Annotated in this window: 13 protein-coding genes; 10 read left to right on the top strand and 3 right to left on the bottom strand. The window is 75.1% G+C overall.

Annotation, left to right across the window (positions count from 1 at the left end):
- The first annotated feature begins 116 nt into the window (after positions 1–116).
- Entirely contained in the window at positions 117–2,660 is a 2,544-nt protein-coding gene (locus F1544_RS16605; protein ID WP_167587236.1) for an EAL domain-containing protein, read from the top strand.
- Positions 2,661–2,715: 55 nt separating this feature from the next.
- Here the strand turns inward: F1544_RS16605 and F1544_RS16600 are convergent, their stop codons facing one another.
- The gene (locus F1544_RS16600) at positions 2,716–3,852 is read right to left on the bottom strand and encodes a diacylglycerol/lipid kinase family protein (protein WP_208972046.1); all 1,137 of its coding nucleotides are present in this window, start codon (positions 3,850–3,852) and stop codon (positions 2,716–2,718) included.
- 250 nt (positions 3,853–4,102) lie between these two features.
- On the opposite strand from F1544_RS16600, the gene F1544_RS16595 reads away from it, so the two are divergent.
- From F1544_RS16595 to F1544_RS16570, 6 genes are all read left to right on the top strand, one after another.
- Positions 4,103–4,711: a hypothetical protein gene (locus tag F1544_RS16595; RefSeq protein ID WP_167587235.1), complete on the top strand. Its 609-nt coding sequence runs from the start codon at positions 4,103–4,105 to the stop codon at positions 4,709–4,711.
- A 10-nt stretch (positions 4,712–4,721) separates the two neighbouring features.
- Positions 4,722–6,011, top strand: coding sequence for a serine--tRNA ligase (gene serS / locus F1544_RS16590; protein ID WP_167587234.1), 1,290 nt, complete (start codon positions 4,722–4,724; stop codon positions 6,009–6,011).
- A gap of 184 nt (positions 6,012–6,195) precedes the next feature.
- On the top strand, positions 6,196–7,023 hold the full coding sequence (locus F1544_RS16585; protein WP_167587232.1) for an SDR family oxidoreductase: 828 nt from the start codon (positions 6,196–6,198) through the stop codon (positions 7,021–7,023).
- Positions 7,024–7,103: 80 nt separating this feature from the next.
- Complete coding sequence (locus F1544_RS16580) at positions 7,104–7,898, top strand: HAD family hydrolase (protein WP_308470129.1); 795 nt, start codon at positions 7,104–7,106, stop codon at positions 7,896–7,898.
- Positions 7,899–8,097: 199 nt separating this feature from the next.
- Positions 8,098–9,783, top strand: coding sequence for an aa3-type cytochrome oxidase subunit I (ctaD, locus tag F1544_RS16575; protein WP_373368093.1), 1,686 nt, complete (start codon positions 8,098–8,100; stop codon positions 9,781–9,783).
- 2 nt (positions 9,784–9,785) lie between these two features.
- Positions 9,786–10,349 (top strand): TlpA family protein disulfide reductase, encoded by a 564-nt coding sequence (locus F1544_RS16570; RefSeq protein WP_167587228.1) that lies wholly within the window; start codon positions 9,786–9,788, stop codon positions 10,347–10,349.
- Positions 10,350–10,355: 6 nt separating this feature from the next.
- Here F1544_RS16570 and F1544_RS16565 read toward each other — a convergent pair whose 3' ends face one another.
- A complete protein-coding gene (locus F1544_RS16565) occupies positions 10,356–10,850 on the bottom strand; it encodes a hypothetical protein (protein ID WP_167587227.1) in 495 nt (164 codons plus the stop codon).
- Positions 10,847–11,467: an RNA polymerase sigma factor gene (locus tag F1544_RS16560; protein WP_308470128.1), complete on the bottom strand. Its 621-nt coding sequence runs from the start codon at positions 11,465–11,467 to the stop codon at positions 10,847–10,849. Before F1544_RS16560 ends, F1544_RS16565 begins: the two co-directional genes overlap by 4 nt.
- Before the next feature lie 256 nt (positions 11,468–11,723).
- Here F1544_RS16560 and F1544_RS16555 point away from each other — a divergent pair, with 256 nt between their 5' ends.
- From F1544_RS16555 to F1544_RS16545, 3 genes are all read left to right on the top strand, one after another.
- Entirely contained in the window at positions 11,724–12,200 is a 477-nt protein-coding gene (locus F1544_RS16555) for an Asp23/Gls24 family envelope stress response protein (RefSeq protein WP_308470127.1), read from the top strand.
- Positions 12,197–12,580, top strand: coding sequence for a hypothetical protein (locus tag F1544_RS16550; protein ID WP_208972045.1), 384 nt, complete (start codon positions 12,197–12,199; stop codon positions 12,578–12,580). Before F1544_RS16555 ends, F1544_RS16550 begins: the two co-directional genes overlap by 4 nt.
- Positions 12,581–12,666: 86 nt before the next feature.
- On the top strand, positions 12,667–12,846 hold the full coding sequence (locus F1544_RS16545) for a DUF2273 domain-containing protein (protein ID WP_167587225.1): 180 nt from the start codon (positions 12,667–12,669) through the stop codon (positions 12,844–12,846).
- Positions 12,847–12,894: the final 48 nt, after the last annotated feature.

Below are 12,894 nucleotides of genomic sequence, written 5' to 3'. Positions count from 1 at the left end.
GGGGGTGTCCTCGCGGGGCCACCGGCGTTACCGTGCATCACCGCGTTACTTCTAGATCATCCGTTCAGACCATCGAGAGGCTGGTGGTGTGACCCGATGACCCAGGTGTGTCTGACGTGACGAGCCGAGCGAACCTCCCGCAGGGGCGCCCCTCCAGGAGCGCGGCGGGCGTCGTCTGCTCGGCCGTGGCCCTCGCCGTCGCCGTCACCGTCGCCATCGCCCTCGTGTGGGTGGTGCCCACCGGCGGGGCGACGCTGCCCGTCCTCGTGGTGGTGCTCGTCGTCGTCCTCGTGACGACCCCCGCCGTCCTCGTGCACTCCCTGCTGGAGCAGGGTCGCCGCCGCAGCACCCAGGACCCCGTCCTCGACGTGGCCAACCGGACCGGGCTGGCCGAGGAGTGCGCGGGCTGGCTGACGTCGCTGGCCGGCTACGACACGGCCGCCACGGTCTCCGTCGTCCACTTCGACGACCTCCGCGACCTGCGCCTCGCGCTGGGTGCGGACTCGGCGCTGGAGCTGCTGGCCGAGGCCGCCCGCCGCCTCTCCCGCCTCGAGGGGGCCGTCGTCGCCCGCATCGACCACGACACCCTCGCCGTCGTGCGGCCCGTCCCCCTCGGTTACTCCGACTCCCTCGCCGACGCCGGGCTGAGCCTCGGCGAGCGCCAGGGCCGCGCCGTGCAGGCCGCGCTGCAGCAGCCCGTCCGGCTGGGGGCGCGCGGGCTCGAGGTCCGTCCCGAGACCAGCGTCGGCGTGGCGTGCGTGCCCGACCACGGCACCGACCTCGAGGAGCTGCTCGCCGCCGCCGACGTCGCCCTGGTCACCGCGGCCGGGGCGCCCTCCCGGGTCGCCCTGGCGGAGGGGGCCGCCGTCCTGGACGTCGAGGCGCTGGCCCTGCACGCCCAGCTGCCGGCCGCGATCGCCGCCGGTGAGCTGCGGGTGCACTACCAGCCCCTCGTCGCGGCCGGTGGCGGCCGCCTCGTCGGGGTCGAGGCCCTCGTGCGCTGGCAGCACCCCGAGCGCGGGCTGCTGGGGCCCGGCGCCTTCGTGCCGCTGGCCGAGCGCAGCCAGGCGATCCTCGGCCTGACCGAGTGGGTGCTGCGCACGGCCGTCGCGCAGACCGCCGCTTGGCGCGCCGCCGGTCACGACCTCGGCGTCTCCGTCAACGTCGCCGCCCCCGTCCTGGCCGAGGAGTCCTTCCTCGCCACCGTCCAGGACGTCCTGGACGCCCACGAGCTGCCGCCGTCGGTGCTGACGCTCGAGGTCACCGAGAGCGCCCTGCTCGAGGACCCGCACCGGGCCGCGGAGCTGCTCTCGGCGCTGCGCGCGGCCGGCGCCCGCATCTCCATCGACGACTTCGGCACGGGCTACACGTCGCTGACCATGCTGCGCGAGCTCGACGTCGACGAGCTGAAGATCGACCGCACCTTCGTCGACGCGGCCCCGCACACGGCCTCCGACGCCGCCATCGTGCGGGCCCTCGTCGACCTCGGGCACCGCCTGAGCATGGAGGTCGTCGCGGAGGGCGTCGAGGACGCCCGCACGGCCGGCCTCATGACGCGCCTGGGCGTCGACGTGCTGCAGGGCTTCCACTTCTCGCGCCCCGTCCCCGCCGACGAGCTGCTCACGGCCCTGCAGGGGCCCGAGCCGTCCGCGCTGCCGTCCCGCTCGTCCGCGCTGCTGCCCGGCGAGGAGCAGCGCCTGGCCGACGTCCGCCACGTCGTTCCCCTCATCCAGGCGTCCAAGCCGTTCTTCGACACCCTGTCCGCGCTCGCGGCGACGCTGTGCGGCGTGCCCACCGGGGCCGTGACCGTCGTCGACGAGGACCTCGTGCGCGTCCTGGCCGGGCACGGCGACCCCGGCCCGGGCGGCCCGCGCGAGGAGCTGCCCTGCTCGCAGGCCGTGCTGGGCCGCACCGTCGTCGAGGTGCCCGACCTGCTGCTCGACCCCCGCTGGGCCGGCGGCGCCGCGGCCCGCGCCGGCATGCGCTCCTACGCCGGCGCGCCGCTGGTCGACCCGCGGGGCCGGGTGCTCGGCGTCCTGTGCGTGTCCTCGCCCGAGCCCGGGCCGCTGCTGCCGCACCAGCTCGACCTGCTCGCCGCCCTCGCGGGGCTCGCCGTCGAGCACCTGCAGGCCGCCGAGGCGTCCTCGGTCCTGCCGCGCCTGCAGTCGCTGCTGCAGGTCCTGCCCGAGCTGGACCGCGTCGAGCGCCACGGCGAGCTGCTGGAGGCCCTGGCGGACGCGACCATCGACCTGCTCGGCGCCGACGTCCTGCTCGTGACGGGCCCGACCGACCCCGACGGCGGCGCGTGGGGCCTGCTGACCCAGCGCGGGCTGCCCGTGGACGCGTCGGCGTTCACGGTCCACGCCGGCGACCTCAGCGGCGTGGCCCGCGCCATCCGCACCCAGCGGCCGGTCTGGGTGCCCGACACCCTCACCAGCGCCGTGCTCGACCAGGCCCACGTGGAGCGGCTGAACGCGGCGTCGGTCCTCGTCGTGCCCGTCGTGACCGCGACGGGGGCGGAGTGGGTGGTCAGCGCGGTCTGGCAGACGCCCCGCCCGGACCTGCCCGCCGCGCTGCGCGACGGCGCTGTGGCGCTGGCCTCGCGGACCGCGCGCCAGCTCGACCGGGCCTCGTTCGCGGCGGGGACCCTCGCCGTCTGAGGGAGAGCCGTCCGAGGGGTGGCCGTCCGAGGGGTGGCCGTCTGAGGGGTGGCCGTCAGGGGACGGTCGGGGTCCGCACCAGCAGGACGCCGGGCTCGACCTCCATGCGCAGCCGGCGCGCCGGGCCGATCGGGTCGCCGTCGAGCTGCACCTCCTGCGGCTGCTCGCACCAGACCTCGACGCTGCGCCCGCGGGAGTGCTGCACGCGGCGCTGGCCCTTGCGGTCGCGCGTGAGGATGGCGAAGAAGACCTCGCCCCAGCCGATCCCGCCGCGCGGGGACAGGACGACCGCGTCGAGGTAGCCGTCGTCGATGCGCGCGTCCGGCATGAGGACGAGGTTCTTCGTGAGCTTGCCGCAGTTGCCGACGATGATGCCGCGCGTGCGCAGGCTCGCGGTCTCGCCGTCCTCCACCCGCATCCGCACCTTGGCCTGCGGGCCGTACAGCGCGCGGACGCCGGAGACGACGTAGGCGCCGTAGCCGATGCGCCGCTTCAGGCGGTCCTCGACGCCGGCCATCATCGCCGCGTCGAAGCCGAGGCCGGCCATGACGAGGAACAGGTGGCGCTCGGGGTCGCGGTCGGAACCGGTCCGGTCGACCTCCAGCCACCCGACGTCGACGGCGTGGTCGGGTGCGGAGAACGTCACGTCCAGGGCCCGGGCGAGGTCGGTGTGCGGCAGGTCGAGGTTGCGCGCCAGCAGGTTCCCGGTCCCCGCGGGCAGCAGGCCCATCGGCACGCCCGTGCCCGTCATGGACTCGGCGACGGCGCGGACGGTGCCGTCCCCGCCGCACGCGAGCACGATCGCGACGCCCTGGCCCAGGGCCTCGCGGGCCTGCGCGCCGCCCGTCTCCTCCGCGGTCGTCTCGAACCACAGCGGGTCGTCCCAGCCGTGCGAGCGGAACGCCGCGGCGACGTAGGCCTGGCGGCGCCGCAGGGCCTCCTCGTCGAGGTCGGCGAACTTCGTCGGGTTCACGACGATGCCCGCGCGGGGCAGGGTGGGCGCGCTCCGGGCGTCCTCGCCGGCGGCCGCGGCGGCCCGTCCCGGGGGCACCTGGGCCAGCTCCGCGGCGGCGACGACGCGGTCGCGGCGGTGGGCGCGGCGCTCGCGCACGAAGAGGGTCGAGACCACCACGAGGAGCACGGCGAGGACCACGGCCACGACGGTCGAGTCGAGGATCTCCGCGGCCGTCATCCGCTCACGGTAGCCGGGCGGCGGCCCCCGCCCGCGCGGTGGGGATCACGGCGGGGCGCCCGCCCGGCCCGCCGGCCGGGCCGAACGGGTGGTGCCGCAGGGCCGTGCCGGTGACGCGGGCGCCGCGCGCTCCGGGCCGGGCCGGGCGCTGCCGATCACGGGAGCACGCCCCGCTCCCCGCGGAGCACCGGATCACGAGCCCCGTCCGACAGCCCCGTCCACCAGCACCGACGAACCACCAGGAGACCCCGTGCCCGCCCGCCTCCCCGCCCCGCGCGACGGCCGCCACGTCGTGGGCTCGGGCGGCGAGGTGCGGCTCGTGCTGCCCGCGGCCCTGCACGCGGTCGGTGCCGTCGGGGAGGCCGGTGACGTCGGGGAGGCGGGGGAGGGCGGCCCCGGCGCGGCCCCCGTCGGCGGTCTGCTGCGGCAGCTGGCGACCGACGAGCCCGGGACCCGCCTGGAGCTGGCGGCCCTCGGCTCCCTCGACGACGGCGCCGGCGGCCTGGCGCACTTCACGCTCTCGCTCGCCACCCTGGCGGGCGGCCTGCCCGACGTCGCGGCCCTGCACGGGGCCGGCTCGCCCGACGCGCGCGAGGTCGCGCTGCCCTGCGGGCCCGCCGTCGTCGCGACGTCGTGGGAGGAGGTGGCGCTGCCCGGCCTCGACGCCACGCTGCTGGGCCGCTTCGAGGTGCACGTCGCGCACCCGCGCCCGGGGGAGGTCCTGCTGCTCAGCATCGCGACGACGGGTGTGCACGTGTGGGACGCCGCGAGCGAGCTGGCGGCCGCCGTCGCGTGCTCGCTGGAGTTCGGCGCCTTCGCGCCGGGAATCGACGCGGAGGCGGCGGGGGCCACGCGTTAGGGTCGTCTGCGTGATCGACCTGCGACAGCTGAGGGACGACCCGGAGGCGGTCCGCGCCAGCCAGCGCGCCCGCGGCGAGGACGAGAGCGCCGTCGACCGGGTCCTGGCGGCCGACGTCGCGCGCCGCGCGTCGATCGCCGAGTTCGAGCGGCTGCGCGCGGAGCAGAAGTCCCGCGGCAAGGCCGTGGCCGCCGCGAAGGGCGAGGAGAAGCAGGCCCTGCTCGCCGCGGTCAAGGAGCTCTCGGAGCAGGTCAAGGCCGCGCAGGCCGAGTCCGACGCGCGCGGCGCGGAGTTCGACGAGGAGCTGCGCCGCATCCCCAACGTCGTCCTGGACGGCGTCCCGCCGGGCGGTGAGGACGACTACGTCGTCGTCAGGGAGGTCGGGCGGGTGCCCGAGCTGCCCGAGGGCCTGGACGCGTGGCGCGACCACCTCGACCTGGGCGAGCTGCTCGGGGCGATCGACGTCGAGCGCGGCACCAAGGTGTCCGGCTCGCGGTTCTACTTCCTCACGGGCGTCGGCGCGCTGCTGGAGCTGGCCCTGCTGAACATGGCCGTCGCGCGCGCCACCGCGGCCGGGTTCACGCCGATGATCACCCCGACGCTGGTCAAGCCGGAGGTCATGGCGGGCACCGGGTTCCTCGGCGCGCACGCCTCGGAGATCTACCACCTGGCCGAGGACGACCTGTACCTCACGGGCACCTCGGAGGTGGCGCTCGCCGGGTACCACTCCGACGAGATCCTCGACCTGTCGAACGGGCCGAAGCGCTACGCGGGTTGGTCGGCCTGCTACCGCCGCGAGGCCGGCTCCTACGGCAAGGACACCCGCGGCATCATCCGCGTGCACCAGTTCCACAAGGTCGAGATGTTCTCCTACTGCCGCGCGGAGGACGCCGCGGCCGAGCACCAGCGCCTGCTGGCCTTCGAGGAGGAGATGCTCGCCGCGGTCGAGGTGCCCTACCGCGTCATCGACACGGCGGCCGGCGACCTCGGCTCGTCGGCGGCCCGCAAGTTCGACTGCGAGGCGTGGGTCCCCTCGCAGGGCCGCTACCGCGAGCTCACCTCGACGTCGAACTGCACGACGTTCCAGGCGCGGCGCCTGTCGATCCGCGAGCGCGTGCCCGCGGCCGACGGCTCGCAGCAGACCACCACGCGCCCCGTCGCCACGCTGAACGGCACGCTGGCCACGACCCGCTGGCTCGTCGCGATCCTCGAGAACCACCAGCAGGCCGACGGCTCCGTCCGGGTCCCCGAGGCGCTGCGGCCGTTCCTGGGCCTCGACGTCCTCACGCCCGTCGCCTGACGGCGGCGGCTCAGCCGCACTCGGGCCGCTCGATCCCGGCGTCGCCGCACCCCGGCCTCGCCGATCGCGGACGTGCATCCGTCCGTCGTCGTCACCGGCGCAGCGCCGGCGCTTGACCTCGAGTCCACTCGAACTCCTAGCGTCGCGACGTCACCGGCACCGTGCCGGCGACGGAGAGGCACCCATGAGCACGTGGTTCATCACGGGGACGTCGTCGGGGTTCGGCCGCCTGCTGACCGAGCGGCTGCTCGCGCGCGGGGACCGGGTCGCCGCGACGCTGCGGACCCCGGCCGCGCTCGACGACCTCCGGGAGCAGCACGGCGACCGGCTCTGGGTCGAGCGGCTCGACGTCACCGACCCCGCGGCGGTCCGCACCGTCGTCGACCGGGCCTTCGCCGACCTCGGGACGGTCGACGTGGTCGTCAACAACGCCGGGTACGGCGTCTTCGCGTCCGTGGAGGAGGCCTCCGACGAGCAGGTCGAGCGGGTCGTGGCGACGAACCTGCTGGGCTCGATCCACGTCGTGCGGGCGGCCCTGCCCCACCTGCGGGCGCAGGGCGGCGGCCGCGTCCTGCAGGTCTCGACCGCCGGCGGGCAGACCACCTACCCGAACTTCAGCTACTACCACGCCTCGAAGTGGGGGATCGAGGGCTTCGCGCAGACCCTCGCCGCCGAGGTCGCGCCCTTCGGGATCACCGTCACCATCGTCGAACCCGGCGCCACCCCGACCGGCTTCGGGGCCGGGCTGGACCGCGCACCGGTGATGCCCGAGTACGACCGCACGCCGGCGGGCGACGTCCGCCGCGCCCTGGCCGACGGGGCGTTCCCCCTGCCCAGCGACCCCGGCAAGCTCGTGCAGGCGATGATCGACCACGTGGACTCCGGCTCGACCGCGCTGCGCCTGCCGCTGGGTCCCGACACCTACGAGGACGTCCGCGCCGCCCTGCTCGCGCGGCTCGCGGAGCACGAGGCCCAGCGGGAGGTCGCGTACTCGGTCGCCGCGACCTCCTGACGGCCCCCGCCCGCGAGGCCGGACCGCCGGCCCCGCGCACCGGGGCGCCGCGCGGGGCGGGCGGGAACTATCGTCGGAGGGTGAGCACCCTGCTGGTCGGCCTGGACGTCGACGGGACCATCGTCGACCACGACGAGCGGCTGAGCGACCGCGTCCGCGAGGCCGTGCAGCGCCTGGCCAAGAGCGGTGCGCACGTCGTCGTCGCGACCGGCCGCTCGCTGCACGGCACCCTGCCGGTGGTGCAGCGCCTGGGCCTGGACGAGGGCTACGTCGTCTGCAGCAACGGCGCGGCGACCGTCCGCCTGGACTCCAGCCAGGAGGCCGGGTACCAGACCGTCTCCCTGCACACCTTCGACCCGTCCTCGGTGGCGACCGCGCTGCGCGAGCACCTGCCGGCCGGGCTGTTCGCCGTCGAGGTCCTCGGCCGCGGCTTCAAGGTCACCGCACCCTTCCCCGACGGCGAGCTGACGGGGGAGATGGAAGTCGTGAGCTTCGCCGACCTGTTCACCGAGCCCGTCATGCGGGTCGTCGTGCGCAGCCCCGAGCACACCTCGCAGGAGTTTCTGGACCTCGTCGACGGCGTCGGCCTGCACGGCGTCGCCTACTCGGTGGGCTGGACCGCGTGGCTCGACCTCGCGCCGGACGGCATCACGAAGGCCTCCGCGCTGGAGGAGGTGCGCCTGCGCCTGGACGTGGACCTCGCCGACACGGTCGCCGTCGGCGACGGCCGCAACGACGTCGAGATGCTGCGCTGGGCCGGCCGGGGCGTGGCCATGGGCAACGCCCCCGCCGAGGTGCAGGCGGCGGCCGACGAGGTGACCGGCCGGGTCGAGGCGGACGGCCTCGCCGACGTGCTGGAGTCCCTGCTCGACTGAGCTCCCCCGCGGGGCGCCGGTCCGGTCTTGCGCCCGGCCCCCTCGTGCGGAACCCTTCCCGCACGACGTCTGCAGAAGCGCGGATCGACGGCGCTCCCTGCGGAGGCGACCCTTGACCACGATCCCCGGCACCCGTCGCGAGGTCCCGACCACCACCCAGCCGCTCGGCACGCCCGTCCCGGCGCGCCGCGGCTCCACGATCGCGGGCTGGCTGTCCAGCACCGACCACAAGGTGATCGGCAACCTGTACTTCGTCACCGCGTTCGCCTGGTTCCTCGCGGCCGGCGTCATGGCGCTGCTGATCCGCGCCGAGCTGTTCGAGCCGGGCATGCAGGTCTTCAACACCAAGAACGAGTACAACCAGGCGTTCACGATGCACGGCACGCTCATGCTGCTGCTGTTCGCGACGCCGCTGTTCTCGGCCTTCGCCAACGCGATCATGCCGCTGCAGATCGGCGCCCCGGACGTCGCGTTCCCGCGGCTGAACATGTTCGCGTACTGGCTGTTCCTCTTCGGGGGGCTGCTGGTGGGGGCGGGGTTCATCACCCCCGGTGGGGCCGCGTCGTTCGGCTGGTTCGCCTACGCGCCGCTGTCCGACGTGGTCCACACGCCGGGTCTCGGTGGGAACCTCTGGGTCATGGGCCTGGCGTTCTCCGGGTTCGGCACGATCCTCGGCGCGGTCAACTTCATCACCACGATCATCTGCATGCGCGCCCCCGGCATGACCATGTTCCGGATGCCGATCTTCACCTGGAACACGCTGATCACCAGCGTCCTGATCCTCATGGCGTTCCCGGTGCTGGCGGCCGCGCTGCTGGCGCTGGCGGCGGACCGGGTGATGGGGGCCCACGTGTTCGAGGCCGCGAACGGCGGGCCGATCCTCTGGCAGCACCTGTTCTGGTTCTTCGGCCACCCCGAGGTCTACATCATCGCCCTGCCGTTCTTCGGCATCATCACCGAGATCCTCCCGGTGTTCAGCCGCAAGCCGGTGTTCGGCTACAAGGGCCTCGTGTTCGCGACCATCTCGATCGCCGGGCTGGCGACCGTCGTGTGGGCGCACCACATGTACGTGACGGGCAAGGTCGTGCTGCCGTTCTTCGCGTTCATGACCATGCTCATCGCCGTGCCGACCGGGCTGAAGTTCTTCACGTGGATCGGGACGATGTGGCGCGGGTCGCTGACCTTCGACACGCCTCTGCTGTGGGCCGTCGGCTTCCTGGTGACGTTCCTGTTCGGCGGGCTGACGGGCGTCATCCTCGGCGCGCCGCCGCTGGACTTCCAGCTCTCCGACACGTACTTCGTCGTCGCGCACTTCCACTACGTCGTCTTCGGCACCGTGGTGTTCGCGATGTTCGCCGGGTTCCACTTCTGGTGGCCGAAGCTCACGGGCAAGATGCTCGACGAGCGCCTGGGGAAGATCCACTTCTGGCTGCTGTTCGTGGGCTTCCACACGACGTTCCTCGTCCAGCACTGGCTGGGCGCGGCCGGGATGCCCCGCCGGTACGCGGACTACCTGCCCGGGGAGGGGTTCACGACGCTGAACCAGATCTCGACGATCGGGTCCTTCGTCCTGGGCCTGTCGTTCGTCCCGTTCCTCTGGAACGTCTACCAGACCGCCCGCCACGGCGAGCGGGTCGAGGTGGACGACCCGTGGGGCTACGGGAACTCGCTGGAGTGGGCCACGTCGTGCCCGCCGCCGCGGCACAACTTCACCTCGCTGCCCCGCATCCGCTCGGAGCGCCCGGCGTTCGACCTGCACCACCCGGAGATCGCCGACCACGACACCCCGACGGGCGAGCACAGCAAGAACCTGCTCGACCACGTGTGGGGCGAGCCCGAGCTCGGCGGCCGGCAGGAGGACGTCGGCCCCCGCTCCGGGTCCTGACCGTGCGCGGCCGGGTCCCGCCCCCCGCACCGGGACCCCTCCCGGCGCGGCTGGCCCTCGCCCCGCGCCGGGTGGTGCTCGCGAGCCTCGTCGCGGCAGGGCTCGCAGGCGGCACCGCCTACGCGGGCGTGCGGGTCGCGACGCACGACTCCCTCGTCGGGGCGCTCGCGCCGCCGCTGGCGGGCCGGGCGCTCGACGGTTCGTGGTTCGACCTGCGGTCGTGGCGCGGCGGGCCGGTGCTCCTGAGCGTGTGGACCCCGGGCGCCGCCCACTGCCGCGAGCAGCTGCGGCTGCTGTCCTCGGTGCAGCAGGACCTGCTGGCCGGGGGCGTGCGGATCGTGGGGCTCGCCACCACCCCGTCCCCGGACGCGTGCCGGGAGGCGCTGGCCGCGAGCGGTGCGGAGGGCCTGCTGGCGCTGCCCGACGAGGACGGCAGCCGGGCCGACGCCTGGGGCGTGCGGCAGGAGTCCGAGACGTTCCTCGTGTCCGGCGGGGGCACCGTCCTGGACCACCTCGCCCGCCCCGTCGACGCTCCCTGGCTCGCCCAGCACGCCACGTCGGCCTGAGCCGGGTCAGCTGACGACGCGGGGGTCGTCCGAGACGTCGCCGATGTGGACGTGCACGCGCACCTGCTCGCCGGTGGGGGCCAGCGTGCCCAGCAGCTCCTGCAGGCAGGCCAGCGCCACCACGTGCACGGCGTCGGCCAGGTCCAGCAGCGGCGGGCCGTAGGCGGCGACGAGCTGGATCGTCACCTGCTCCAGCTCGTCGCGCTCCCCGGTCGAGCACGTGATCCGCTGGGCGGCGCCGCCGCGGACCGCGTCGACGGCCTCGCGCAGCCGCGCGACGACCACGTCGGAGGCGACGAGGAAGTCGCCCAGGTCGTGCCGCCCCCGCACGGGTGCGGACGGGCGGAAGGCGGCGAGGGCGCGGGCGATCACGGTGCCCTCGATCGCGGTCCAGCCCGCGTCGGTGTGCTGGCGCAGCAGCAGCGTCGCCTCGGCGGCCCGCGTGGAGCCGCGGCGGGTCGAGCGCTCCCGCCCCGGCGTGGGGGTGCTGTCCTCGGTCACCGCCAGTCCTCCAACGTCGTCGCGATCGTGGTGCGCGCCCGCTGCAGCAGGCCCCGGACCGCCGCGGGGGTCGTCTGGACGACCTCGGCGATCTCCGCGTACGAGAGGTCCTCGACCTCGCGCAGGATCCAGACGCTGCGCTGCCGTTCCGGCAGCAGCAGCAGGCTCGCGTCGAGAGCTGCGAGCAGCTCCACGCTGATCGTGTCACCCTCCGGGTCCGCGCGCAGATCCCGCAGGTCGGCCGCGGCCTCGTGCACGTCGACGACCGGGACGCTGCCTGAGGCGGGCACGCGGGCCCGCCTGCGCAGCACGGCCTGCGCCTCGTGGCGGCCCAGGACGAACAGCCACGTGCGCACCGACGACTCCCCGCGGAAGCCGGGGAGCCCCTTCCACGCGGCGAGCAGCGTCTCCTGGACGCAGTCGTCGGCGTCGCCGCGGTCGTCCAGCAGGCGCAGCAGGTAGCGGTAGAGGCCCGGGCCGAGGCGGCCCATGAGCTCGGCGAAGGCCGCCTTGTCGCCCAGGGCGGCGCGACGCGTCAGGACCTCGTCGGGGACGGGACCGGCCTCGGGGCCGTCCGCGGGTTCCGCGGTGGAGCTCCCGGGGCTGTCCGGGTCCACGCCACGACCTTCCACGCGGTGTCCAGCTCATGATCTGGACGGGTGGTGGAGACAGAATCAGAACGCCCGGCGAAGGGCAACTCCGTGCCCGTCGCCGTGGGGCACCCGTGTGGTGTGAGCCGGATCACCCGCCGGCGACCGGGACGATCGGGCCCGCCGGCGCTCTGAAGGGGTGTGACCGCAGCACCGCGGCGCCGCCCTCCCGGTGGCGCCCGGCGGTCCGTCCCCCCGTTCCACGACCACCCAGGAGTCCCCCGTGAGCGAGCAGACCAAGGCCACCCCCGCGTCCGTGGCCACCCGCGGTTCCGCCCTCGCCGTCGAGCGCGACGGCACCCTCGCCTCCCACCACGGCACCACGTCCATCGCGGACACCGTGGTCAGCAAGATCGCCGGTCTCGCCGCGAAGGACGTCTCCGGCGTGCACTCCCTCGGCGGCGGGGCGGCCCGCGCCGTCGGCGCCCTGCGCGAGCGCATCCCCGGCGGCCGCGTGAACCACGCCCAGGGCATCTCCGTCGAGGTCGGCGAGACCCAGGCCGCCGTCGACATCGACCTCATCGCCGAGTACGGCGTCCCCATCGCCGACCTCGCGGCCGGCGTGCGCCGCAACGTCATCAGCGCGGTCGAGCGCATGACCGGGCTGCAGGTCACCGAGGTCGACATCACCGTCGCCGACGTCCACCTGCCCTCCGACGACGCCGACGAGGACGCCGACGCCGCACCCCGCGTCCGGTGAGCAGCCCCGCCGGCGGCACCCCCTTCGGCGCGACCCCCGCTGACCAGAGCCCTGCCGTCGAGAACTTCGCCGGCGGGAGCCCTGTCGTCGAGAGCCCCGTCGTCGAGAGCCCTGCCGACGTGATCGCCGCGCTCGTCCTGGCCGTGCCCGGTGTCGTGCGCCTGCACGAGGGCCGCTTCGGCGAGGTCGCGACGTACCTGCCCGGCCGCCGGGTCACCGGCGTGAAGCTCGACGAGGACCACGTCGAGGTCCACGTCGTCCTGCGCTCCGACGCAGCCCTGCGCCCCGTCGCGCAGCAGGTCCACGCGGCCCTCGCCGCGGTCGTGTCCGTGCCGGTGGAGGTCTTCGTCGAGGACCTCGCCGCGCCCGGCGCCGCCTGAACCGACTCCCCCCGCTGGTCCCACCGGCCGGTCGACCCGTCGACCCGGCCGGTGGGCCACCCCCCCCTTCCCCCGGAGGCCATCCCGTGCCCACCTCGATCGTCGGGCTCTTCGCCGGTCTGCTCCTCGCCCTCGTCGCCGCCGTCGGCGGCTTCGGCTGGTTCCTGCTCGCCCTCCTGCTCGCCGGCGTCGGCTACCTCGTCGGCGCCCACCTCGAGGGCCGCCTCGACCTCGCCGCCGCCGTGCCGGGGCGCCGTCGTGGCTGACGTCCGCACCGCCGCCCGCCACGCGGCGGCCGGCGCCCCCGCCGACCC

This window comes from Kineococcus rubinsiae (assembly GCF_011839805.1).
Classification (GTDB): Bacteria; Actinomycetota; Actinomycetes; order Actinomycetales; family Kineococcaceae; genus Kineococcus; species Kineococcus rubinsiae.
Note: the sequence above shows the minus strand (reverse complement) of the source record. Positions and strands in the feature narration are given on the sequence as shown.